The sequence below is a fragment of the Paenibacillus sp. S29 genome, assembly GCF_049319765.1.
GTDB lineage: Bacteria > Bacillota > Bacilli > Paenibacillales > Paenibacillaceae > Paenibacillus > Paenibacillus polymyxa_B.
On record NZ_JBMOUI010000006.1, the window covers coordinates 47,449 to 71,630 of the forward strand.

Here is a 24,182-nt window from a genome sequence, read left to right on the forward strand (position 1 = left end):
GAACAGTTTTTTTGTTTGAAATGTAAGCAATGATTCTGTTACAATTAATTTTGTCATTAACCGTTCAGGATGTTCAGAATTATGATTTTTATACTCAATCCTTAATGCAACAAGGGGTTAATACCAAGCAAAGTATAGAAAGAAGAGGTGTATGTATGACGATTTTGGAAGTCAAAAATGTCAGCAAACTCTTTGGTCCTCACGCAGAGCAAGGTGTTCCGCTCCTGGAGCAAGGCTGGGGCAAGGAAAAGTTGGCCAAAGAAAAACAGATTACTGTTGGTGTCAATAAGGCCAACATGGAAATTAAGCAAGGTGAAATTTTCGTAATTATGGGGCTATCGGGCAGTGGCAAGTCCACTTTGGTGCGAATGCTAAATCGCTTGATTGAGCCTACCTCCGGTGAAATTCTGGTCCACGGCAAAGATCTCCGTAAGATGAACAAAGAACAACTTCGCGAAGTTCGTCGTAAAACCATCAGCATGGTTTTTCAAAAATTCGCCCTGTTCCCACATCGGACTGTATTAGAAAATGTAGAATATGGTCTTGAAATTCAAAAGGTAGAAAAAGCACAGCGTCAGGAAAAGGCGCAACAAGCGTTGGAACTGGTTGGTCTTAAAAACTGGGGCGATAAAATGCCCGATGAATTGAGTGGCGGTATGCAGCAGCGTGTCGGCCTGGCACGAGCGCTGGCTAATGACCCTGAAGTGCTCCTGATGGATGAAGCGTTCAGTGCATTGGACCCTCTCATTCGCCGTGACATGCAGGATGAGCTGTTGGAGCTTCAAGATAAAATGAAGAAAACAATTGTGTTTATCACCCATGATCTGGATGAAGCGTTGCGGATTGGTGACCGGATTGCCTTGATGCGAGACGGTGCGGTCGTACAAATCGGTACACCGGAAGAAATTATGATCCAACCGGCTAACTCTTATGTAGCCCGCTTCGTCGAGGATGTGGATCTGTCCAAGGTATTGACGGCTGCTCATGTCATGCTTCGTCCAGAAACCATCACCATGGATCGTGGTCCGCGTGTGGCTCTGGAATTGATGCGGGAGCGTGGGATTTCCAATTTGTTCGTCATTGACCGTACTAAAAAGCTACTGGGTGTTATTAACGCCGAGGATGCTGTTCATGCACTGCGCAATAATTTGAAGATTGAAGATATTTTGATTACTGACGGACCGCAGGTTGCTGCCGAGACTGTCATTAATGATTTGTTTGAAATTACAAGCTCGTCCAAGGTGCCGCTGGCTGTGGTCGATGACAAGCAAAAGCTGCTGGGCGTTATCGTCCGTGGAGCATTGCTCGGCGCACTTGGTGGAGATGTTACCACTACAAAGGAGGTGAATGCCCATGATACCGAAACTGCCAATCGCTGAGTGGATTCAATCCATTGTCGACTGGATGGGTATTCATCTGGCTGGATTGTTTAATGTTATTTCTTCTATTATAGAAGCTGTAGTAGGCTTTTTCTCAGGCCTGTTCATGCTTCCGCACCCTCTGGTGTTCATCGTGATCATCGGGATTATCGCCTTTATGATCGGGCGGGTTCAGCTTACGCTGTTTACTGTCATCGGCTTCCTGCTGATTGATAATCTCGGCTATTGGAGTGAAACAATGAATACGCTCGGACTGGTCATCACGTCTGCACTCGTATCCATTGTTATCGGGATTCCCATCGGGATCTGGTGTGCATACAGTAAATCCGCATCCCGCATTATCACGCCTTTACTTGATTTTATGCAGACGATGCCTGCGTTCGTGTACTTGCTCCCAGCGGTTACCTTTTTCAGTCTGGGTGTTGTACCTGGTGTTATCGCATCTGTTATCTTTGCTATCCCCCCAACCATTCGCATGACTAACTTGGGGATTATGCAAGTATCAGGTGAGCTCATCGAAGCCTCAGATGCTTTCGGTTCAACCTCTGCGCAAAAGCTGTTCAAAGTTCAGCTTCCACTGGCATTGCCTACCTTAATGGCTGGTATTAACCAGACGATTATGCTGTCACTATCCATGGTTGTTATTGCTTCCATGATCGGTGCAGAAGGCATCGGTGCTGTTGTATACCGTGCTGTGACACAGCTGCAAATCGGTAAAGGTTTTGAAGCCGGCTTAGCTGTTGTCGTTCTGGCTATTGTGCTTGACCGTTTTACGCAAAACCTGTTTAAACCTACGCAAAAAGGCAAAAGCCGCGTATCCAGCAAGCAAAAAGTATGGATTACTTCTGCAGTTACAGCTGTCATTTTGATCGCTGGTGCTTCCCAATATTTTGTTGGTACAGATCATTCCGCATCTGGCAAAGGTAACGCTGCTGCCAACCCGGTTGGCGAAGAAGTCGGTTACAAAATTATCGGTATTGATGCCGGGGCAGGCATTATGAAATCGACTGCCAAAGCAATTCAAGACTACAATTTGTCTGATTGGAAGCTGGTTGAAGGTTCCGGTGCAGCTATGACGGCCACACTGGACAAAGCCATTAAAGCGAAAAAACCGATCATTATTACAGGTTGGACTCCACATTGGATGTTCAACAAGTATGATCTCAAATATTTGGAAGACCCTAAGAAGTCTTATGGTGAAGCCGAGGGGATTCATACGATTGCCCGTAAAGGCTTGCAGCAGGATGCTCCTATCGCTTATGAGTTTCTAAAACGTTTCAAATGGACACCGGAAGATATGGGTGAAATGATGGTTGCCATTCAAGCCGGAACCAGTCCTGAACAAGCTGCCCAGGATTGGGCGGAGAAACATGCCGACAAGGTTCAGGAATGGACTAAAGGACTGCAACCTGTCAATGGCGACACGTTCAAGCTGAGTTATGTCGCTTGGGATTCCGAAATTGCCAGTACGAATTTGCTAAGTTATATTTTGGAGAACAAACTGGGTTACAAAGTAACCGCACTTCAAGTGGAAGCAGGTCCTATGTGGACGGGTGTCGCTAGTGGTGATGTAGATGCTTCACCGGCTGCATGGCTGCCGTTAACACATGCGGATTACTGGGCTAAATACAAGGATAAGCTCGACGATCTTGGGGCTAATATGAGCGGTGTTAAAACCGGATTGGTCGTTCCAGCTTACATGGATGTTAAATCGATTACTGATTTGCAGGATAACGGAGCCGAAGCGGCTCCGGCTTCCGCCACAACCGAGGACTTTGGCAAAGAGGTCGGTTACCGCATTGTCGGTACCGACCCTGGCGCCGGACTAATGAAGCTGACCGCTAAAGCTATTAATGACTATGGCTTATCCGACTGGAAGCTGCTTGAAAGCTCTGGAGCTGCTATGACCGCTACACTGGATAAAGCTATCAAAGCCAAGCAGCCTATCGTCGTAACAGGTTGGACTCCTCACTGGATGTTTAACAAATATGATTTGAAATACTTGAAAGATCCTAAAAAAGCGTACGGTGATAAGGAAGAAATTCATACAATCGCCCGCAAAGGTTTGAAGCAGGATGCTCCTGTGGCTTATGAATTTCTAAGCCGCTTTAAGTGGACTGCTGAAGATATGGGTGAAGTGATGATCGCGATTCAGGACGGTATTGCCCCACAGCAGGCTGCCAAGAACTGGGCTGATAAACATCCTGACAAGGTACAGGCATGGATCAAGGGCCTACAGCCCGTCAACGGTGATCCTTTGAAGCTGAGCTACGCTGCTTGGGATTCTGAAATTGCCAGTACGAACGTATTGAAATATGTATTGGAACAAAAATTGGGCTATAAAGTAACAGCCCTGCAAGTGGAAATCGGCCCGATGTGGACTGGCGTGGCCGGCGGAAGTGTAGATGCTACTGCTGCCGCTTGGCTTCCATTGACGCATGCTGATTATTGGGCTCAATACAAGGATAAGGTGGATGACATCGGAACCAGCATGACTGGCGTTATGTCCGGGCTTGTCGTTCCATCCTATGTACCGATTGATTCTATCGAGGATCTTAAAGCGCCGCAATAATATTTTTTCCGCTTTTAAACCATACGAACAAGTAAAAGGCAGATCAGGGTTTACTCCTGATCTGCCTTTTTATGAGTTCCAGATTTAAAGTTGCTCTCAGCCTTTTAGCGTGAATCCTTCTTGAGCGGGCACATCGGCATGCTGCCCTGTCGTCTGGTGCTGTCTAAAGAATAACGGATAGATCACAAAGGACACCAGCAGACTCACACAACCAATGACGCCTAGAGCAATCATATCTTTGAAGATGTAGGTGATATCCAGTCCTTTGAGCGTGATGTTCCGTACAGCGTCCAGGTAATACGTCAGTGGCAATATTTCAGCAAGCCCCCGCAAGAAGCCGGGCATTGCCTCTAATGGCCACGTATAACCTGACAACATAAAGGAAGGAACAGCAATCAGCATCAGCGTTTGGGTCGCATCCACTCTGGTCTTGGAAAAGAGACTGAACAGGAAGCCTAATCCGCACAAGGCAAAGTTAAAGACCAGCGACACCAAAATTAACGGCAGTACCTGTCCCCTAAACGGAATATCAAAGCATAAAGCGCTGATACTGAATACAGTCAGCACATTGAAAGCTCCCGCTGCATAATACGGTGCCAGTTTGGCAATAGCCAAACGCCAAGGGGTATTTCTCCATGCACCAAATCTTCCCCAAGTCCCTGCTTCCTTATCACGCGTGCAGGACAACGCGATACCAAGCAGCAAACACTGCTGGAGAGCCGCAGAGATAACCCCTAGTGGCATGAAAAGCTTATAATCATATACCGGGTTAAATAGCACTCTGGATCGGAACGGGATGGTAGTCAGCGTCGACGCGGCCTGATCGGCGTTCATTCCCTTTTGTTTCATGGAATTGACCGATACTCCAGCGCTCACGCTGCTAATGACCTGATTCGCAATCCGACTGGCACTATTGGAATACATCATATTACTGCCGTCAATCAGCGTGAGCACGGGTGGATTCTCCCCATGCTTAAGCCGAGTCGTAAAGTTGTCGGGAATGACAATTCCGACCTTAGCTTCCCCGGTCTCTACCTGACGGACAGCATCTTCCTGATTGGTCGCTTGCCGTGTAACGGCAAATGAGTCGGTCGAATCGAACGCCTGAATGATCTGGCGACTGAGCTGTGAATTATCTCCATCGTACACTGTGACAGGCATTTCGGTAATCCGCTGATGTGAATATAGGAAGCCGAATAGTATCGTATACACAATCGGCGTAATCAGCAGAATAGCCATAAAGCGGCGGTCCCGGAAGATGCTCAGCCATTCCTCGCGAAACACATCGCGGATACGAAGTCTTTCCTGTGAATCCTGCATATTACTGCGCCCCTTTGCCTGTAAACAGGACCGTGGAGCCTGTTGGAACCGAAGCAGCAAGGTCCGGCAATGCTACTTTAACACCGAAGGAACGGACATCCTTGTCACCGGAGCTTTGGCTCGGTTTTTGAATGGCAAAGTCAGCAGCCGATTCTAACAGAATGACTTTACCCTTCAGCTCCTTACCGCCAGACAGCAATTTAATTTGGACGGCATCCCCTGCTTGAAGGCCATTCAGAGACGTTTCAGGTACATAGAATTTAGCCCAACGTTGTGTCGAAGTTTCAATGGTATAGACCGGGAATCCTGCGCTAGCCATTTCACCTAAGCTAAGCGACTTGGATTTTACGATTCCATCTTCGGCCGCATATAGCGTCGTGTAGCTCAAATAGGTCTGAGCCTCTTGAAGTGCGGCTTCCGCTTGGGCTACCTGAGCATTGGCACCTGCAACCGCAGATTGAGCCTGCTCAACTGTGGATTGCGCCGCCTTCACAGCAGATTGCGCTTGTTCTACCGAAGCCTGAGCAGCTTTGACATCTTCCTGTTGCACAGCAACTTTGCCCGCTCCTGCCTGTGCTTCCTTCACCGCAGCCAAGGCTTGACGGTATTGAGCTTCAGCCGCCGTAATTTCCTCCTTGCGGCTTCCCTCCCGTGCCATATCCAATTTTTGCGACTCTGCATTATACTTGGCCACTGCCTGTTGATGTTCCAATGTCGCTTGATCCAAAGATGCCTGGGTTGCTGCTCCGGCTTCTTGAAGCTTTTTGGCACGCTCCAGATTTTTAACGGTCAGGTCCAGCGTTTCCTTGGCTATCTTCACAGATACTTGCAATTGCTCAAGCTCCTGCGGTCTTGCCCCGCTCTTGAGCGCATCCAGTTTTGCCTTGGCGGCGTTCGCAGCCGCTTTGGCCTGTTCAATCTGGCTGGAGGATGCCTCAGCGGTCACACTGACCGATGTCGTACCTTGGCTCTTCTTGGCCTGAGCGGCGCTCACAGTAGCCTGTGCCTGACCTACGCCTGCTTGAGCCTGCAACACACTGGCTTTTGCTTTGGATACATTACTCTTAGCTGCCAGCAACGCCGCCTGTGCCTGCTTCACCTTATCTTCCAACTCGCGACTTTCCAGATGGGCTAACACCTGCCCCTTTTTAACCTGATCGCCTTCTTTGACGAGCATCTGGTCAATCCGTCCTGCCATTTTAAAGCTGGCATTGAGGGTATCCGACTCTACATAAGCCGTAGGTATGGAAGAAGACTGATCCGCAGACAAGCTGCTCCCACCCCGTGGGAAAGCAGTCAAGGCATAAATTCCTACCGCGATTAAAATAATAAGTACGACGTAAATCGTATATTTTTTAGCTTTCATGTTTTCATCACTCCATCTGTCTATTAATGTTGCATGCCCAATGCATTACACACAAATACTTCGATACTTTCTCGAACCTCTTGCAGATTCATCGTTTCGCCCCAAACCATGGACCGCATCGGAGCGAAAATGTAAATCCCAAATAAGCAATTGGCTGTTGTTTTGGCATCCAGCTTACTTGAAATTTTCCCATATAACTTACCGGAATCGATCTCCGCCTCCATAAAATCAAAGTAGTCTGCCAGCACCTGCCTAATATTAAAATGCTGTTCCTGTGAGACCCATCCCTTGCTAACCAGTAAACGGCAGAAATCCGGCTCTCTCCCAATGAACTCAATATGTACTTGGATCAGCTTGTGAACCCTCAGTTCTACCTGATCCATAGGAACCTGAGCCATCGCTTCACGGATATCCTGCACAAATCGCTCCATCCCCATCTTCAAAATGTAAATGTACAATTCTTGCTTGTTTTTAAAATTGTAGTACAGGGTTCCTTTGGCTATGCCACAAACCTTAGCAATTTCTTCCATGTTTGTTTCGTTAAATCCTCGTTCGGAAAAAGCTTTAAGTGCGCCGTTAAAAATAATTTCCTTCGTTTGCTGTTTCATGCTTCCTCCTTTTTTGAACTGACCGTCCAGTACAAAAATTATGTATTTATTATAAGCCCATCTTTAGTTACCCAGCAATAGGAAAAATGAAAATAATTCATTTTAGACATTTCGTCTAAACGCTTATTCTAAAAAATAAAAATGCAAAAACGGATCGAATAAGTGAGGGGGTCACTCATTCGATCCGCTATGTCATAAAATCGGATGATAAGGGGGCCATTCTACAGATTATCAGGCCGATTTTAAGGGAAGGCCGACTATTTTTTCACCGTTTGATTGTATTGCGCAATTTTGCCTGTAATTTCTTGTGCAGCTTGATCCAATGCCTGTTTTGGCTGTTGCTGGCCACTCAGAACGGCCTCGATTGCACCTTCGACGATTTGGCGCGCTTCTGGGAATACGCCCATCACTGCGCCCTGTGTAGCGGTGGATTGTGCCGATGCGTGCAATTGGTCAACCGCCGTCTGGAATTGCGGATATTTTACCATATTGTCTTTGAGTACCTTCTCGTCATAGGCTGCTTTCGTGATCGGGAAGTACCCGGTATTTACACTCCATTGTGCCTGTACAGCTGGGGAAGCGACGAATTTAATGAACTCCCACGCTGCCTTCTGTTGGGCTTCAGGCTTGTTGTTCATAATGTACAAACTCGCGCCGCCTACAACCACGCCGCCTTCTTTAGCTTCATTGGCTCTTGGCAGGAATCCTGTGCCTACTTCAAATTTATCGCCAACCTGCTCCACAATATTACGCAGCGAAGCGGTGGAATCCAGCGTCATCGCAATTTGTCCTGCGGAAAAAGCCTTTGCCGTATCGTCCGAGTTACGTCCCAGATTGGATACAACCTTTTCATCGATCATTTTCTTCCACCACGTCAGCGTTTTTACACCGGCATCCGAATTCAGCATAGATTCCGTTGCCGCTTGGTCACGACCATTGCCATTATTCACATAATCCGCGTTCTGATTGGCAAACAGTTGCTCCATAAACCAGCCGTAGATGGCAATGGAAGCACCGGATTTACCATCCTTGCTCAAGGCTTTTGCAGCCTTTTCGAACTCAGCATACGTTTTCGGAGGATTAGCTGGGTCAAGTCCTGCGGCTTTGAATGCATCCTTGTTATAGTATAGTATCGGGTTTGACGTATTGAACGGCATGGCGTTCAATTTACCATCAATCGTGTAGTATCGTGTAATATTCGGCTCTAGCTGCGACAGATCGAACTTGTCTGCATCAATAAATTGTTGTACAGGTGTGATCATTTTGGAGTCGATCATGAATTTACTACCGATTTCGTATACTTGAATGATGTCCGGGCCGCTGTTGGAACCAAGCGACGCTTTCAGCTTGTTCAAGCTATCATCATATTTGCCTTGATATACTGGCTCTACCTGAATGTCCTTATGACTGGCGTTAAAGTCAGCAGCGATCTGCTTGATTGCTTTTTCACCGTTACCGGACATCGAATGCCACCAAGTCAGCTTCACTGGAGAAGTCGCTGCTGCCCCATCACTACCATTACTCGGCTTCTCTGCAGCAGTATTATTGCTACAACCTGCTGCAACCACCATGGCAGTCAGAATAAGCAGGGTCAATGTACTTTTCAGACGAAAAAATCTCATAATCTCTCTTCTCTCCCTTTGATTAAATGATCTTGAATTGGCATTCTCTTGCGATATTCTTGTGTGTTGAAGCTCTGTATATGGGCTGCTTGCGCAGGTGTTGCTTTTCATTTGAAATATGTGATCAGCCTTTAAGCGCACCCGCTGCCATTCCACGTACCAACTGCTTTAGTCCAAAGATCAGCAAGAGCAGAGACGGTAAAATGACAAGTGCCGTACCCGCAAACACCAGATTCCATGAAGTCGATTCCTGAAATTCGAGCATGGATATTCCGATCTGTACCGTACGCATATTCTCACTATTGGTGATCAGTAAAGGCCAGAGATACGAATTGTACATATTCAGGAACGAATACACAGCCAGTGTTCCAAGCGCAGGGCGCGATAATGGAAGCACATGGAACACAAAGTAACGGATATGTCCGCACCCATCCATACGAGCCGCCTCAAACAGTTCCTTGGGAAGCTGGAGAAAAAATTGCCTTAACAGGAATGTTCCGAATGCCGTCGCCAGAAAAGGAACCGTCAATCCTTGATATGTATCAAGCCAGTTCCAGCTTCGTACCGTCAGGTAGTTTGGAATAATGGTCACTTCCCAAGGGATCATCATCGTCGCTACAAACATGCTGAAGATGAAGTTTTTTCCCTTGAATTCCATTTTGGCAAAGGCGTAGGCCGCCAAGCTGGCTGTAATCAACTGCCCAATCATCGTCAGACCCGAAATGAGAAATGTATTTCCAATAAAGGCTGCAATCGGAACAATTTCAAACACTTCAGTGAAATTTGCCATATGAAAAGAATGTGGAAGAAAGCTTGGTGGATAAGCGCTTGCTTCCTCCGGCGACATGACTGCCATAAAAAACGTATATATAACCGGATACAAAATGAGAGCAGCTGCAATCGTAAGCAGTACATACAGCAATGTTGAATTCAGGTGTCGTTTCATTGGTAATGCACCTTTCTTTCCACCCATTTGAACTGAATCATCGTGAGCAGCAGAATGACGGCAAACAAGACAATGGCCTGCGCGCTCCCCGTTCCAAACCGGAAATTAACGAAAGCTTCCTGATAGATGGAATATACGAATACATTCGTACTGTTCACCGGACCGCCTTTGGTCAAAATGTTAATTTGAGCAAAAGACTGGAAGGCTCCAATGATGGAAACTACTGTTACAAAAAAGATCGTCGGTGATAACAGTGGCAAGGAGATACGCCAGAACGTGACGAGCGGGCCAGCTCCGTCCATTTTGGCACTTTCATACATGTCATCTGGAATCCCTTGAAGTCCGCTCGATAAGATAATGTAATTGAAGCCAAGATTCATCCAGATGGTCATCATGGCTACTGAGAACAGCGCCCAATCCGGGCTGGTCAGCCACGGAACCGGATTAATATGTAGCAGGGAAAGCACATAGTTGAACATCCCCAGTGTCGGATGAAAAAGAAATTTCCAAATGACCGCAGATGAACCGACCGACAACACCATCGGCAGCGAAAAGGCAAACTGGAAGATACGCATTCCCCGCAATTTACTGTGTGTAAGTGCAGCCAGTACCAGCGCCAATAAAATACCTACTGGTACTGTTAACAGTGCAAACAGGAGTGTGACTTTAATTCCTTGTAGAAACAGTCCCGAGCTGAAAAGTGTAGTAAAATTATCTAACCCCACATAAGCTGCAACGTTTCCTGCGGGATCTGTAGAATGCAAGCTGAGATATACGGACTTGATCATCGGGTAAAACATAAATACAGCAAACAAAATAAGCGATGGAGCCAAAAAGGTATACGCCAGCGCGTTTTCGCGCAATCTTTGAATTTTTAGCGAACCCGTGCGTATGCGGGCTTTAGACGAAGTCTGTTGCTGACTCCTCGTCCCTAGTCCCATAGATTTGTTAAGCTCACCCAAAACGGAGCGCCCCTTTCTTTTCAAACCAACCTCAGTAAGTGTATCGTTTTGATGTAAAGGGAACGTCAAGTGGACTGGAGTAAAATGTTAATGTTTTTTCTTTTTGTAAAAGCAACTCTCTATAGGTATAAGCACAAGGACATAGACTCCTACATATAATGCATCATTACAGGGTATGGAGGTTAGAGGCGAATGCCATACAACACCGTCAGTCCGCAAACGTTATATCAAGCTAGACCGGAATTACAGGCGGAACTCAAAAAGATCCGCGATCATTTGCATTATCAATTAAGCCCCTACATGAATCACACGGTTAGGGTGCAAACGATGGATCATCAAGTATATGAAGGAACGATTATACACATCGATGCGGATCATTTGTATTTAAGAGTCCCTCAGCAATATCACTCACCCTTCTCAGGCAACACCACCCCTGATCGCTCCTATGCCTACAACAATGTCATTCTGCCGTTGGTGTTATATAATTTATTGGTTATAACTCTGTTGAGCTGACGCTCGATCCACATCTCTCTAATTAAAAGACAAAAAAACCTCCAAATTCTGTAAGAATCCTTCTTGGCACATTACGAAGTTGGAGGTTTTAGTTATTTGTTTTTCATAATCATTAGTTCTCACAAGAGATACCTGCTTCTTGCTCTAGTACAGCTATAAACCTTTCTATACAATCTCCACTCGGCAGGTGGGTGAACACCTCGTTCACACCCTGATTGATCAGCGTGATGTTCCCCCTAAAATCCGACAAATCCTTATCCAGCTTAGCCAGTGAAATATGGTGATAATTGATGAACTTGACCCAAGGAGTACCCATAGTGCAGGAATAAAAGATGATTCGTTGGGATGTCACTGCCAGCATTCCATGATGCGATATCTTCTGGGAGCTCTGTTGCAAATCATACGTACACCCCATACATGATCGGATGTGTTCGCCCGCTTCTAACGTCAGACTAATAGCTCGCAACTCTTTTTCATTTGTTTGCATCCCGTCTCATCTCCTGTTCGAAGTTCAGGAACGAGTCGCAGCTCCTTGACCTCAGATCAGCTTTTGCGGCTTGTCCCGTCGACCTCTTCATTTTTCGTCAGATTAACACTCTCACGAACTGGACAATGACCTACCTCAACTGCACATTGAAACCAAGGATGGATATGTACAACTTAACATGGGTACAGGATGTTATCAACAAGCAAGCTATCACTCTTTTTCAGCATAACTTTGTAATCTACGCATTGCTGAAGAAGCAATTAGATCTAATTTTAAGTGATTGGAATGGATGAATTTCAGAAACGAGGAATGGTATACGCTTCTTCTTGGCAAGCTAATGTGAGAATACGTTAGAACGGAGAAGAAGCCTTATGAAATACAACCGTTTGCTGTGCGCTGGAATCGCTGTTTCTTTACTGTGTATCAGCTCTTGTCCCACTCCATCTACCAATGCACAAGCCCCATCATCCGCCTCCCCCACTCCTACAAAGGGAAGGGCCTATTACGAAGAACGGGGCGACATTGTGTGGGAAGTTCCTACCCATCGTAAGCTTATCGCTCTCACATTCGATGACGGACCGGACGAAAGCAATACGCCTGCCATTTTGGATTTGCTTAAAGAGTACAATGCTAAAGCGACCTTTTTTGTCGTCGGCAGCCGTGTAGAAAAGCTTCCTGATATTGTGAAACGAGAACGAGCAGAAGGGCATGAAGTAGGCAATCATACCTTTTATCATTCATCTTTTCAGTATATTTCCCGTAACAAAGCTCTATCAGAATTGGATCAAGGCCAAGCGAGCATCGTTCAAGCAACTGGTGCGGGAACCCATCTTTTTAGGCCCCCCGGCGGCTCCTATACCGATTCGTTAGTCAAGCTCTCCAAAGAGAAGGGATTGAAAATTATTTTATGGTCCTGGCATCAGGACACCTTGGATTGGCGAAAACCAGGCATACACCGTATCGCTAATAGGGTGCTTCGCAACGCCCGTAATGGCGACATTGTCCTGATGCACGATTATGTACATCAAAGTATACAAACCGTCGAAGCCCTGAAAATCATTTTACCGGAGCTCAAGAAGAAAGGGTTTACCTTCGTCACGGTATCCGAATTACTCTCTAATCGGGAGAAACCGGATGGGCTCATTGAAGTGAATAAGTAAAAGAGAGCAATAAAACTCCGTCAATTATTTGTTGACGGAGTTTTATACATGAGGATTTTGCGAAAACCCAATAAGGAACTGATAATTCTCCGAGCGATAACGTGTTGTTAACGAATGACTCAGAGAATGTACGGTAAGGCTGGCTTGAACTTTAAAGAAGCCTATTACATCATATTGCTATTTCCATTTGCTAGCTGTACCTTTCAGTCCAACGTTTTGGAGGCTAGCCATTGCATCATCGTTATTTTCTTTCCGTTAATCACCTTCGATACTTCGTTGTTATAAACGTAAATCCAAGACCAGTGGCCATTGTATTCATACGGTGTTTGGTCCTTCTTTTTGTACAAACCAGAGGTATCTACTACGCTATCAAATAACAACATATGAACATCCTTTGCTCCAGCATTCACTAAACGGTTGTAGGTCGGAACCGTATAATCGTTCGGCGGTACTACGGTGTCGGTTTTGGCAGCCACAAACCAGATCGGAAGGTCCTTCATTTCGTTAATCTGTTCATCGGTTATAAGGCTGTCCTTCAAGGCTTCACAGGCCACCACAGCGGCTGCAAAATAGTCTTTATAATCACGGATCATCAGCATAGTCATGTAACCGCCGTTGGAGTCTCCGCCAATGTAGATTCGATCTGTATCAATGTCTTTGTTCTTGGCCACGTACTCCTTAATTAAGGACATCAATGCTTGCTCGTATTTGGAGGTGCCGTCTCCGAAGCCTGTAAAACCATCCATCCAGTAGGTTGGAGTCTGAGGTGCCAGTACATAAGCCCCTTCAAAATAGGATTGAATATCTTTAGATGCAAAATTCGCTGCATTATTTCCGGAAATCGGAATCGTCGGATCTGTACCTCCCTCACCCATACCATGTAGCCAGATCACCAAGGGATTTTTCACTTTGTCTTTTGACGGTGTATAGTCCGCATAGGTTAAAGTAATCCCGTCAAAAGTAGCTTTGCCGGTTGCAAATTGATCAACTAGCTTCCGTATCTGACCTGCGGAAGTATCAATTTTCAAGCCGGAAATCGTTCCTGATGTGGTTTTAATAGCTTTTTGCTGCGTGATTGTGTATTTGTTATCATTCCATGCGTTAAACCCGGAACCTGCCGCATCATAATGAATAGCTGAGCTTAGTGTTAAGGCTGGGCCGACTTCCATTTCTAATACAACGTAGCTTCCGGTTTTATTTACAGGGTTGCCACTTTTGTCCGATACATAGGCCTTGGTGACTTTCCGGTTGCCACTCTCAATAAAGGGATTTACCAGCCTATTGTCGCTTCTTCCCACGTGCACCTTAAATGTATCCTTTGTTATCGCATCTTTAGGTACTGGCTTACCCAGGTTAACAATGATCTTCGTAATGGCTGCTCCCCAATCCTTAACCTCCGCAACCGTCCGGTACGAGGTGGGCTGTATCTTTACATCCTTGGCCCATGCAGCGGAATTGAAAGCAAGGGTCGTACCGATAGCTAAAGTGAATAACATAGTTGTTTTAGCAGCCTTTTGAAACCGTTTAAACATGATGTCTTACCTCCCGGGTCCATTAGTAAAACGCTTACATTATTTATTTTAATGATTTTTTTATTTGTATCCTGTCTTTTATTAGCCTATTTCAGGTCAATTACTGACTCCTTGCTCCAGAATACCTCTTGTTCTCTTTTCGATATTGATGCGGTGTTGCCTGATAAACCTTTTTAAATACCCTGGCAAAAGACTTCTCGTTCGGAAATCCATGCTCCAGCGCAATTTGTATGATGGAATGATCCGTATTCATGAGAACTCGAAAAGATCTCTCCAGACGGATGGCATTGATATATTGAAATAGGGTCATCCCTACATGCTTCACAAAAAAACGGGACAAATATTCGGGAGACAACCCAAAAACCTGAGCTATCGAATCCAAGGATAAACTTTGATCGTAATTCTTTTTGATATAATCGGTTATCAACGTCAGCCGCTCCAAATATTTATCGGAGTTAAAGCCACGGATAGATTCATGATCCATTTTAAAATGCATTAATAACAGATACACCAGTTTATAAGATAGTGATGTTAAATGGATATGCGCTAAAGGGTCATTATGCCGGTTGAGATAAGCCACAAATAAGGTGTTTAACAAATCACGCAACTCCGCAAAATGCTGTAATCTCTGCTCGTTAGTTTCGAAAATGGAAATACAGTCAAATGAGATGGGATTACTGCCGTTAACATTTGCTCTAATAAATTCAGAAGGAATCAGAACAGTTATAGCCTCTCTTCCTTGTCCCTTAGCCACAGAAAAGGAATGAATAGCATTCGAATTAATGAGCACAATATCTCCTTCTTTGGAGCTATAACTCGCGCCATCAATATAGATATTATCGATTTTTCCTGAAAGCACATAGGATATTTCGGTGCTGTCGTGCCAATGCCTAGGTATGTACGCTGGTTCATTGGAGGAATGAACTATAATTTTTAACGGAAAATGATTGTCTGCCTGGACCAGCTCATATTTGTATTCCAAGTTTGTCGCTCCTCTCAGATGTGAACTCATAAATAGAAGAAAATGGCTTCAGCAAAGTGCCGAAACCACTTGTATTTAACCTTCCTTTCTCTATAAACAAAAAAACCTAAGTATAACAAAATACATAAGATCCTTAGATCTTAACATTTTGTTCCTTAGGTTTTGCCTGCGTAACAGTTACAATCCTAGTGCTATTCATTTAATTAAGCTAAGTATATAGCGAGTTGAAAATCATGTCAACGCTTTCATTCAAGGCGTAATAAACGAAAAGGTCTTATAATAATTCATTCTAATTAACAACTTCCTTGCAATTGTATAATGGGGTATACAAAGTAGCAATGATATTTCTGAGAATTTGATTTTCTAAAATATCTCACCTTCTCTTGGCCGCATAGGTATGCCCTATCCCGCTCCCAACTCTCCAGAATGACGATATCTCGTAGTGTAGACTTATCCGGCCCCATAATATAGTTATTTTGCTCTAAAGCAAGCAACTAACATTTATGCTTTCTGTACACCTCCGCGTCTTTATCTCCAGATCTAACATATTACGGCAACCTGCTGAAAAGTTGTAGACTGAACGGCGATGTTAAGCTAACGTGGCAGGTTAACCTAACAAGCAGACTGCCAATTACGTTTAAAAATACCCAAACGTGCTGCCGGGTTGACATTCAGAACTGGCCTTGTGAATCTGGTGGAGTTAAAGGGAGTGCTAGTTGTGTCTCATCTATTATTTTGAACAAGCATTGTATTGAAGAGCCAGCGGAAATTCCATCTGAAATACTGAGCTAGATGCCAATCTTCATAGCCATTTAATACACCTTCATTTAACCAGTAAGACTCTGGTTTTCCGCTCGTCACAGCTTCAGACACATAAGCGATCGTTTTTTCTAAAAAGCGAATGGCATCTAGGATTTTATCTGGAGTGGACACATCTCCATGCCCGGGAATGACAGTATCTATATTCAGATCTCTTTGAATGCGTCTAAGGATGCGTATCCAAGCGTAGGGATTACCGTATGGCATGACCGGAATCGTCTTGTTGGTTATTAAATCACCAGCAATCAAGGTTCGTTCTTCAGGCACGTAAATAACGGCATCGCTTAAAGAATGGCCGCCTCCGTAAGATAAAACTTCGACAGTGCGTTTTGCTCCTTTTATAACTAGTTTATCGTCAAAAGTTATCGTGGGTATCACCCTACGAAGGGAAGGGACAGCATCATACAGGGCTCTCTGCACGGAAAGATCATAGCCGATTTCGGTTAACATGTGCGGATTTTTTTCTTGTGAACGTACTTGATGTAGGCTATTTATTAACTTCTGAATGTTTTGTTGCATTAGATCAATATTCACTTTACCCATTTTAGATAGCAAATCTCTTGTCCAAACGGTAGATATAAAATCACTTTCCATGAATTCCTGATTGCCGTTGACATGATCTCCATGGAAATGAGTATTGATCACATATTTAATTGGTTTATTCGTTAATTGTTCTGCGGTTTGACGTAACAAAGTACCAGAATGCGGTAGGTTGGTTGTGTCCACAACAACGGTCAAATCCCCAATGTCAATAATTGCTGCATTCCCCAGCGAACCACTACCAGGTACCGAAATAGCACCCCAGATACCTTCCGCTGCTTGTTGAATCGTGAAGTATTTGTTGTTCATTCTTTATGCCTCCATCAAAATAAGTTTGACACCATTTCCTTTTATCTTTAGTTTTTTTATGTTTCATGTATATCAATTAGCAACTTTAGCTTACAAGTTAGAGTTAACTAGAAATCAAGCACAAATTTTTGAAATGAAGTTAGAGGTGCAAATATCGACTTCGAGTTGAGTTAAAGATGTATAATAGTTTTAAATTTTGGTTTAGAAAAAAGGAGTGACATAAAAAACAATGCTTACTATAAGTCAAGTATCAGAAAGAACGGGGCTAACTCCTTATACGATTCGCTATTATGAAAAAATTGGAGTACTACAGGAACCAAATCGAAGAAATGGAAGGACACGCATTTATACCGAAAGTGAGGTTTCATATATACAATGTTTAATTAGATTAAAAAAATTGGGATTGTCGCTTGAGGAGATTACGGAATTTACTCGTGACGGATGTGTACTGGATAAAATTCAAAAAGGGGAAGAAGTTGCTAATTTTACTCCTGCCTTACACATGCGGATAGAAATTCTTGAAAAGCATCTGGTGGAACTGGAATCCAAGCGGCAGGAACTTGAGTGCATGATTTCCCTTGCTAACGAGAAGATAGCCTTGTACCAAAAACTTACGAAAGACGATATAGTAATGTAGAAGACCTGGTTCACCACCAGCATATACGATGGCAACAGAATTCATTGAACTAACGGGAAACGTTAGTTCAATGAAATAGCGATAGTCTAGGGCTTTATTTTCCCGTCCTAGGCTACCATTGTTTCTTTTGTTGTAGTTATCAACGAACTTTTAAAAAGTAGACTCATACCAGTTACCCAGTTGAGCCCTTTACATCTACTCTAAATTCAAACTGATTCCTCATGAAAAAGGTTCCGTTAATCTTAACCGACTCCGGTGTAATATTCTCCACTGCTCCACTGTAATCCACAATATCTATCAAACCCTCGTTCAACGGCTGAACCATATATACTCTTGCCTGGCTTAATGCAGCAGCAAATAGTTCTAAATCCGATTTTAACACTTTATATGTATGCTTCATGCTGATCACCTCGGTCATTCATTCGATGAATGATCTGAGAAATCCTTCAATAAAATATTCCCCTGCCGACAAAACCAAACAAGCGCATAGGCTATTACCAAATACGCTTGTTGGGCTCTACTTTTTACCATCCTAAAAAAAATGAGTCAAGTCAAGTGAAGTAGTATTATCCAACAATTCTTTTCACATAATTAAATCCAACACGCTTTAGTAATTATGACTAACAGGATAAAGAGCACCAAAATTGCACCCGTCGATGTGAAAGGACAAAATTGTTTGGCCTTATGCTCATGTCCACATTCACTCACATGAACTCCTCCTTTTTTTAAGTTACGGTATATAGTATGTGTCCTTAAAGAAATTGACAGGGCTAAACAGCAAATCAAAAAACATCCAACCAGCTTAGCCAGCAGGGTGTCACCGATGCTTTCGTATGTGTTGTTATAAGCGTAATTCATTTGGTCTATTTTGTGAATATATAGAAAAATATTCCTAGGACTGATAGACTATCTTAAAATAAAACTGAGGTGAATAATCGAATGTCAATATCGTTAAAAAAAATATGTATTGCAATTTTTACAGTAATCGTTTTTTGTTCATTCGTTCTTCCTGGCGTATATGCTCAAAAACCTTACGAAAATTACACTACTATAGGTGGTTGGACGCTAGGCTCCGCCTTTTCCGATCTACAACCAAAGTTCAAAAACATGAAAATAGAAACGGAATATTATCAGATCGCATACAGTGGAAATGTTGCTTTTTTTGATAACAATCAGTACCTTCATTTCCATAAGGGAATTCTTGAATATGTAAGTGTTTACCAAAAGGGGAAAGGTATCAAAAGCAAGGTCGTGGTGGGTGATACAGTAAAAAAAGTTGTGGAAAAGCTAGGCAATCCATTGACTCAAATGAACGCACCCGAATCAATTTATTCACAGAAGGGTTCCCGGACGAAAACAGGGCAGTTCAATGCTATCTGAATAAAAACAAAGATAAAGTTAGTTTCACAAAATGAATGAACCCCGGAGCAATCCGTTGTAGACTGAACGGCGACGTTAAGCTAACGGGCAGGATAGTTCCAACATTCTTGTATTTACAAACTCAATAGGTATTTGGTAAAATTACACAAATGCAATGACGAGAAGAGTAAATAAGGTTTACTTTAACAGAGAACTCTGGTAGCTGAAAAGGAGTAAAGGAGATCTTATTGAATCAAGTCTCTGAGCATCACATCGAAACTTGAACTAGTTCGGGGGATGGTGTGACAGGAGCTCCTGTTACAGAGCTAGAGTATAAGTATGTGTTGGCATGCCGTACTCGATGAGGCTAATCTGAAGACAGATTAGCGAACTGGGGTGGTACCACGACGAGATCTCGTCCCCAAGACTTCGTTCTTGGAGGTGGGATTTTTTATCTTTTTGGAGAAGTAGAAAGCCAATTAGCATTAATAATCATGGGGGGCCTTTCAAGCAAAATGAAGGTTATTATGGAAAGGAGATATGAATCCAATGATGAAAGCTTATTTGAAATATTTCTTATACATCCTTAATCACAAATTGAATGTTCTCATTGAATGTTGGAAGGAAGGCTTGTATATTCAGGGGATTATTCATGATTGGTCGAAATTTTCACCGGCTGAGTTCTTTCCCTACGCAAAAAAATTTCACTCTGGAAAACCTTTGAATTTAGAAGATGAGTTGAATTGGAAATACGCATGGCTTCGTCACCAACGTAAAAACAAGCATCATTGGGAATATTGGGTTGTTAATCCCGACACCAAAGAGGTATTACCCATGCCGAGGAAGTATGTCGTCGAGATGGTATGTGATTGGCGCTCCTTTTCAAGGAGATGGGGGAGAAAGGTAAAAGAATCTACCCTAAACCTTACAGATAGCATAGTTGTTCATCCTGCAACGAAAAGAGAACTTGAGCTTCTAACATCCCTCAAGGGAAAGATAAACCATTGAGCTAACGGGACACGTTAGTTCAATGAAACAGCGACAGTCTAGGACTTTATTTTCCCCGTCCTCGCCTACCGTTGTTTCTTTTGTGGCCTTATACCAGTTCCACCTAGAAATATCCGTCTGTAAGCAGTTCTTCAACTAAAAATCCCCGCCGACCAATTAAGGTTAGCGGGGATTGCTGTACTGACGTTTAGGAACCTCCAACTTGCACAAGGATCTGGATACCAGGTACAGTCATGAAAACTAAAAAGCTACTCGCAACAATTAACAGTCCTATTTTTCTCAACATTACCTACCCACACCTTTTCAATTAGATTGGAGAACTCTGTTTTGATTTCAGGAGTCGCATAGACTTGGAAACGCATAAACAAGCCAATACAATTTATAAAGTAAGTCTCATTATTTATTATATGTGACTTTACCATTGCAAATAACAATTGTTTAAAACCATCACTGTACCTTTCTCTGTTTAAATAATAGTAGGCCATTTCGTAACCAAACCATGCAATGTAGTCGGGTACTACTTGTTGGCTGTACATATCAGTAGATGTCGGGAGTTGAGTAAAGGCATCAATCTCTTTTTTAAACCTTGAAAGTACATCATCAACATCCAAATTATATTGATTAGCAGCTATCATAACGTTTAACAGCTTTGAAAGTTTCTCACCTTCCATAGTATCTGCTGTTTCGGCTATGTATTCAACATAATCTGAAAGCACGCTGACATCTCCAGACAAGAGCTTATTTACATAAATATTGCATCGTGCCCAATCTTGATACATTTCTACCCAATAGAGGGTATCATCATCGGTCTCTCTAACCCAATCCAAGTCAGCATAGGCGTATGTATATTGTAGAGCTTGTTGGTAATCGCCTCGGGCATCACAGACACTCGCACATAGTAAGTCGGCATACGTGATGTACACAAACATCGGACGACTTAGTTTCTTAGCAGCCTCATTGCGTTCTTGGTTCTTCTGTTGATGTTTCCAATTGTATTGGATTTCAGCTTAGCTCTCATCACCCTTGCTATTTCATCAACCTTGTCCCATTTACGCAAAGACCTGTACACATTAGCTAAATCCTTTAACGCATCAAGTTGTTCTAAATCATCTAGGCGCTCGACATAAGGCTCAAATAGTATAGCTGCCTTGTGGTTGCGGCTTTGGTCGTCACCAATCTGAATTGTGAATATGCGGTATTGACAGATGGCTAAGCGCTCAGAATGTTGATATTTCTCCGCTTCAGCCACACCCTCATAGAGCAGTAGCGCAGCCTCATGTCGTCCCTGCGCCAACAATTCTTCTGCAATTTCAAATAGCTTGGGTGAATATAGTAGATTGTCCATGATGGCTCCCACCACTCGACGGATCGCATCCAACTTGTCCAACTCCGCACAGCGAAACAAAAATGGCTCGATTCGCCTCATATTCGGAGGATGGTCGATGATGTAGTTTTCTATAAACAGATCGTAAAAATCCCCTTCTGGTAAACCCATAGCCTCAGTGATTAGATCAAGCTGGTTAACAGACATTGACTTATTCCCTGTCACAATAGCACTTACTATTCCCCTATTCATGCCTGCAAGTTGTCCAAATTGCGCTATGCTCAAACCCTTTTGTTGTAAGTATCTATCTAATTCTGCTCGAATCGTAGGTGTATGCTTCATATCATAGCCACCCTTCATACAGAAATCCCAGTATTTTATAATCATTTACTATTTTTGTCCAGCACTTAACAGTTGTCAATCTTTTTTTGCGAATCATGCGGAAATACTGCGTTTGTCATAAGAGCACTCCTGTAAACAAAAAACACCCCACTGGCTTTAGCCAGCAGGGTGGGATTACAAACAGATTTTCAAAATTGAGCACAACCGGCTTACCCTTCCATTGCTCCATCAGCTTCCACGTCACCTCGGGCGTTTTGTAGGTGACTGTTTGCTTGCTATCCGTCTCCCAAATTTTCTCTCCCAATAGCGCGGAAGGATAGTAGAAAAAGAAACCCGTTTCACTTTCGAGACGGGTTTCCCTGTGCGCTCATGTCCAGTTATGACGGTAAAGGTTTCAACTTCATTGCCTCCGGTTATTTGAATCTCTGCCGGTCGATGGGAAAAGTAAGGCGAATTCTCAGAAATATATTTAAAAATTCGTATTAGTACTAGTCCGAACTCCGAGCTTTCCAGACATGGAACCAGAACCGCTACTTAAACTAACATAAAATTTCCCTGTGGACCATGCCTTGCTTTTATTTAATATGTCATCGAATGTTTTACCAGGTTTTACTGTTCCACTGTACTTTTCCGCACCAGATGCACTTCCCTGATTCACAGTAAAAGTTATAGTAGTGTCTCCTGTGTTTCTCAAGTACAATCTTACATATCCATATCCTCCTTTAACGTCAAAATCAGCAGAATCATTAAATCCAGCTACTGACGAATAACAATTTGTCCATCAGTAGCTTGTGGAGTAATGACATGGTCACCAGTAGTTGTTTTACCAGCATCTTGGGCCGCCGTAGTGGATGTAGTTGCAGAATCATTTCCTGATACACCCCATGTTGTGACATGCACAATGTCGCCGTTAGCTCTCCATTGTATTTCATAATTTCCTGAGCGCAGCCCTTGTGAAAAAGAATTTACACTATCCCAGAACAATTTTTTATGAGCGCCAATAGTCTTAACAATATATTGTTTTCCACTGTCTGTATGCACCAGGCTAAAGGTAATGGTTGAACCACCTCTATTTTTGGCAAAAATTTTAAGATGCCCGTATCCCGGATCTAATACAAAACGTGATACTGGGTCCTTTTTGTCGAAAATGTCATCAAAAACATCTCTTGATTTTTGAGGAGTTATGACTTGGTCACTAATAGTTGATTTACCAGCATTTTTGCTCGCAATACTGGATGTATTTGCAGAATCAGACGCATCTGAACTTGCACAGATCACACTCGGCACAACAACAGCCCCCAACAAACTAATAGATAAAGCTGATGAAAAAAGTATTTTTTTCTTTTTCAACAAATATCATTTCTCCTTTGAGTCATAAACGAAGCAAGGAAAGCTTCAAACCGAATGGCCTGAAGCTTTCCTTGCCTTGTTTGCAGTATAAGTATATGTGCCAGTAGTCGTCGTCCTTATATCTCTTTGAATTAATTTAATTCAAACCTATTGGACATCCCCAGGTTGTGTACCAACGACTCCCCAAACATGCCCGTCTACTTTATAATCGCCACCACGGAATTGAATTGTGTAATCTCCAGAACGCACACCAGATGAGTAGCCTTCATCTGTGCTTCTCCAAATGACTGTGTCATGAGGAGCGATTGCTAAAGCACTAATGTATTCTTTGTTCGAACCGTCGTGTGTCAAACTAACTTTGACTGTATGGTCTGAATAGTTCTTTATACGGAGTTTGACATGTCCATATCCCTTAGGAATATCAAAGGAACCTGATGCGGTAGCGCCCCCAGTTATTCCGACATCAATAGCATCTAATCCCCTTTGAGGTGTTACTACATGGTCACCCGTAGTTGTTGTAGCTGGAGCTTGGGTCGCCGTAGTGGATGTATTTGCAGAATCAGTTACAGCATCTGAATCTGCAAAAATCGCACTGGGTACAGCAATAGCTCCCCCTATTAAACCTAGTGCCAAGGCTGGTGCAATAAAATGTTTTTTCTTCACAGATTATTCCTCCTATATTTGTATATTAAACTACCTCCTCATTCTACTAAAAGATTCCATGTTTTTAATTTTTATTACAATAAAATCATAATATTGTTTAATAAATCCATTTTTATGAATTGAATAACAATATTATAATATGGATTTACAGCTCATCCTTTTGCAACTTAATATCCAACTCAATCAGACGATCCAAGTCCTGGACCGTCTGCATTTTTATATTTCCAGCCTATAGGTCTTTGACCCACTGTGCGATTCCTGCTTTGACAATCTTCCGGTACTGTGCCTTGGATTCAAGGATTCCCTCGACGATCTCTATTTCTCGTTGCAGTGATGCATTATACTGTTCGTTGTCTGTTCCCATTGTCGTATCCCTCGGTTC

21 protein-coding genes, 2 pseudogenes and 1 other annotated feature are annotated in these 24,182 nt (G+C 43.3%); of the genes and pseudogenes, 7 read left to right on the forward strand and 16 right to left on the reverse strand.

What is annotated here, in order from left to right; translation table 11 throughout:
* The first annotated feature begins 155 nt into the window (after positions 1-155).
* Positions 156-1,379, forward strand: coding sequence for a quaternary amine ABC transporter ATP-binding protein (locus ACL9RM_RS12100; protein WP_029516322.1), 1,224 nt, complete (start codon positions 156-158; stop codon positions 1,377-1,379).
* Positions 1,354-3,951 carry a glycine betaine ABC transporter substrate-binding protein gene (locus ACL9RM_RS12105; RefSeq protein ID WP_069291363.1) on the forward strand — a complete coding sequence of 866 codons (2,598 nt, stop codon included), beginning with the start codon at positions 1,354-1,356 and terminating at the stop codon, positions 3,949-3,951. The genes ACL9RM_RS12100 and ACL9RM_RS12105 overlap by 26 nt, the downstream gene beginning before the upstream one ends.
* 96 nt (positions 3,952-4,047) lie before the next feature.
* On the opposite strand, the gene ACL9RM_RS12110 is transcribed toward ACL9RM_RS12105, so the two are convergent.
* The 6 genes from ACL9RM_RS12110 to ACL9RM_RS12135 form a co-directional block, all read right to left on the reverse strand.
* A complete protein-coding gene (locus tag ACL9RM_RS12110; RefSeq protein WP_254351548.1) occupies positions 4,048-5,271 on the reverse strand; it encodes an ABC transporter permease in 1,224 nt (407 codons plus the stop codon).
* Position 5,272: 1 nt separating this feature from the next.
* Positions 5,273-6,637: an HlyD family secretion protein gene (locus ACL9RM_RS12115; protein WP_250259012.1), complete on the reverse strand. Its 1,365-nt coding sequence runs from the start codon at positions 6,635-6,637 to the stop codon at positions 5,273-5,275.
* Positions 6,638-6,660: 23 nt separating this feature from the next.
* Complete coding sequence (locus tag ACL9RM_RS12120; RefSeq protein WP_250259014.1) at positions 6,661-7,245, reverse strand: TetR/AcrR family transcriptional regulator; 585 nt, start codon at positions 7,243-7,245, stop codon at positions 6,661-6,663.
* A gap of 257 nt (positions 7,246-7,502) precedes the next feature.
* Complete coding sequence (locus tag ACL9RM_RS12125; protein ID WP_250259016.1) at positions 7,503-8,867, reverse strand: ABC transporter substrate-binding protein; 1,365 nt, start codon at positions 8,865-8,867, stop codon at positions 7,503-7,505.
* A gap of 124 nt (positions 8,868-8,991) precedes the next feature.
* Positions 8,992-9,813: a carbohydrate ABC transporter permease gene (locus tag ACL9RM_RS12130; RefSeq protein ID WP_209949644.1), complete on the reverse strand. Its 822-nt coding sequence runs from the start codon at positions 9,811-9,813 to the stop codon at positions 8,992-8,994.
* Positions 9,810-10,775, reverse strand: coding sequence for a carbohydrate ABC transporter permease (locus tag ACL9RM_RS12135; protein ID WP_043882098.1), 966 nt, complete (start codon positions 10,773-10,775; stop codon positions 9,810-9,812). The genes ACL9RM_RS12130 and ACL9RM_RS12135 overlap by 4 nt, the downstream gene beginning before the upstream one ends.
* Positions 10,776-10,967: 192 nt before the next feature.
* On the opposite strand from ACL9RM_RS12135, the gene ACL9RM_RS12140 reads away from it, so the two are divergent.
* Positions 10,968-11,288: a hypothetical protein gene (locus ACL9RM_RS12140; protein ID WP_414126330.1), complete on the forward strand. Its 321-nt coding sequence runs from the start codon at positions 10,968-10,970 to the stop codon at positions 11,286-11,288.
* A gap of 112 nt (positions 11,289-11,400) precedes the next feature.
* Here ACL9RM_RS12140 and ACL9RM_RS12145 read toward each other — a convergent pair whose 3' ends face one another.
* The gene (locus ACL9RM_RS12145) at positions 11,401-11,775 is read right to left on the reverse strand and encodes a PH domain-containing protein (protein WP_250267725.1); all 375 of its coding nucleotides are present in this window, start codon (positions 11,773-11,775) and stop codon (positions 11,401-11,403) included.
* 371 nt (positions 11,776-12,146) lie between these two features.
* On the opposite strand from ACL9RM_RS12145, the gene ACL9RM_RS12150 reads away from it, so the two are divergent.
* A complete protein-coding gene (locus tag ACL9RM_RS12150) occupies positions 12,147-12,935 on the forward strand; it encodes a polysaccharide deacetylase family protein (RefSeq protein ID WP_250267723.1) in 789 nt (262 codons plus the stop codon).
* Between the two features lie 203 nt (positions 12,936-13,138).
* Here the strand turns inward: ACL9RM_RS12150 and ACL9RM_RS12155 are convergent, their stop codons facing one another.
* The 3 genes from ACL9RM_RS12155 to ACL9RM_RS12165 form a co-directional block, all read right to left on the reverse strand.
* Positions 13,139-14,467, reverse strand: coding sequence for a prolyl oligopeptidase family serine peptidase (locus ACL9RM_RS12155; protein ID WP_250267722.1), 1,329 nt, complete (start codon positions 14,465-14,467; stop codon positions 13,139-13,141).
* A gap of 100 nt (positions 14,468-14,567) precedes the next feature.
* A complete protein-coding gene (locus tag ACL9RM_RS12160; RefSeq protein ID WP_250267720.1) occupies positions 14,568-15,449 on the reverse strand; it encodes an AraC family transcriptional regulator in 882 nt (293 codons plus the stop codon).
* Positions 15,450-16,172: 723 nt separating this feature from the next.
* Positions 16,173-17,117 (reverse strand): MBL fold metallo-hydrolase, encoded by a 945-nt coding sequence (locus tag ACL9RM_RS12165; protein ID WP_250267718.1) that lies wholly within the window; start codon positions 17,115-17,117, stop codon positions 16,173-16,175.
* Positions 17,118-17,346: 229 nt separating this feature from the next.
* On the opposite strand from ACL9RM_RS12165, the gene ACL9RM_RS12170 reads away from it, so the two are divergent.
* Positions 17,347-17,754, forward strand: a complete 408-nt coding sequence (locus ACL9RM_RS12170) for a MerR family transcriptional regulator (RefSeq protein WP_250259026.1) — start codon at positions 17,347-17,349, stop codon at positions 17,752-17,754.
* Between the two features lie 172 nt (positions 17,755-17,926).
* Here the strand turns inward: ACL9RM_RS12170 and ACL9RM_RS12175 are convergent, their stop codons facing one another.
* Entirely contained in the window at positions 17,927-18,154 is a 228-nt protein-coding gene (locus ACL9RM_RS12175; RefSeq protein WP_250267716.1) for a hypothetical protein, read from the reverse strand.
* A 539-nt stretch (positions 18,155-18,693) separates the two neighbouring features.
* Between ACL9RM_RS12175 and ACL9RM_RS12180 the strand changes: the two genes are divergently transcribed.
* Positions 18,694-19,134, forward strand: a complete 441-nt coding sequence (locus ACL9RM_RS12180) for a hypothetical protein (RefSeq protein WP_250267715.1) — start codon at positions 18,694-18,696, stop codon at positions 19,132-19,134.
* A 145-nt stretch (positions 19,135-19,279) separates the two neighbouring features.
* Positions 19,280-19,539: a binding site (T-box leader), on the forward strand.
* Positions 19,540-19,662: 123 nt separating this feature from the next.
* Entirely contained in the window at positions 19,663-20,121 is a 459-nt protein-coding gene (locus ACL9RM_RS12185) for a DUF5662 family protein (protein WP_250267713.1), read from the forward strand.
* A 248-nt stretch (positions 20,122-20,369) separates the two neighbouring features.
* Here ACL9RM_RS12185 and ACL9RM_RS12190 read toward each other — a convergent pair.
* The 5 genes and pseudogenes from ACL9RM_RS12190 to ACL9RM_RS12210 form a co-directional block, all read right to left on the reverse strand.
* Positions 20,370-21,787, reverse strand: a pseudogene (locus tag ACL9RM_RS12190) (helix-turn-helix domain-containing protein).
* A 115-nt stretch (positions 21,788-21,902) separates the two neighbouring features.
* Entirely contained in the window at positions 21,903-22,091 is a 189-nt protein-coding gene (locus ACL9RM_RS12195) for a hypothetical protein (protein WP_235307701.1), read from the reverse strand.
* Positions 22,092-22,543: 452 nt separating this feature from the next.
* Positions 22,544-23,140, reverse strand: coding sequence for a hypothetical protein (locus ACL9RM_RS12200; protein WP_250267712.1), 597 nt, complete (start codon positions 23,138-23,140; stop codon positions 22,544-22,546).
* Between the two features lie 144 nt (positions 23,141-23,284).
* Positions 23,285-23,800: a hypothetical protein gene (locus ACL9RM_RS12205; protein ID WP_250267711.1), complete on the reverse strand. Its 516-nt coding sequence runs from the start codon at positions 23,798-23,800 to the stop codon at positions 23,285-23,287.
* Positions 23,801-23,945: 145 nt separating this feature from the next.
* Positions 23,946-24,164: pseudogene (locus ACL9RM_RS12210) on the reverse strand (hypothetical protein).
* Positions 24,165-24,182 lie beyond the last annotated feature (18 nt).

Coding starts and splice junctions, on each gene's coding strand:
- ACL9RM_RS12175 (WP_250267716.1), bottom strand. CDS start 18,154: ATGAAGCATACATATAAAGTGTTAAAATCGGATTTAGAACTATTTGCT.
- ACL9RM_RS12155 (WP_250267722.1), bottom strand. CDS start 14,467: ATGTTTAAACGGTTTCAAAAGGCTGCTAAAACAACTATGTTATTCACT.
- ACL9RM_RS12105 (WP_069291363.1), top strand. CDS start 1,354: ATGATACCGAAACTGCCAATCGCTGAGTGGATTCAATCCATTGTCGAC.
- ACL9RM_RS12140 (WP_414126330.1), top strand. CDS start 10,968: ATGCCATACAACACCGTCAGTCCGCAAACGTTATATCAAGCTAGACCG.
- ACL9RM_RS12165 (WP_250267718.1), bottom strand. CDS start 17,117: ATGAACAACAAATACTTCACGATTCAACAAGCAGCGGAAGGTATCTGG.
- ACL9RM_RS12185 (WP_250267713.1), top strand. CDS start 19,663: ATGATGAAAGCTTATTTGAAATATTTCTTATACATCCTTAATCACAAA.
- ACL9RM_RS12115 (WP_250259012.1), bottom strand. CDS start 6,637: ATGAAAGCTAAAAAATATACGATTTACGTCGTACTTATTATTTTAATC.
- ACL9RM_RS12110 (WP_254351548.1), bottom strand. CDS start 5,271: ATGCAGGATTCACAGGAAAGACTTCGTATCCGCGATGTGTTTCGCGAG.
- ACL9RM_RS12120 (WP_250259014.1), bottom strand. CDS start 7,245: ATGAAACAGCAAACGAAGGAAATTATTTTTAACGGCGCACTTAAAGCT.
- ACL9RM_RS12145 (WP_250267725.1), bottom strand. CDS start 11,775: ATGCAAACAAATGAAAAAGAGTTGCGAGCTATTAGTCTGACGTTAGAA.
- ACL9RM_RS12170 (WP_250259026.1), top strand. CDS start 17,347: ATGCTTACTATAAGTCAAGTATCAGAAAGAACGGGGCTAACTCCTTAT.
- ACL9RM_RS12100 (WP_029516322.1), top strand. CDS start 156: ATGACGATTTTGGAAGTCAAAAATGTCAGCAAACTCTTTGGTCCTCAC.
- ACL9RM_RS12130 (WP_209949644.1), bottom strand. CDS start 9,813: ATGAAACGACACCTGAATTCAACATTGCTGTATGTACTGCTTACGATT.
- ACL9RM_RS12180 (WP_250267715.1), top strand. CDS start 18,694: ATGTCAATATCGTTAAAAAAAATATGTATTGCAATTTTTACAGTAATC.
- ACL9RM_RS12125 (WP_250259016.1), bottom strand. CDS start 8,867: ATGAGATTTTTTCGTCTGAAAAGTACATTGACCCTGCTTATTCTGACT.
- ACL9RM_RS12150 (WP_250267723.1), top strand. CDS start 12,147: ATGAAATACAACCGTTTGCTGTGCGCTGGAATCGCTGTTTCTTTACTG.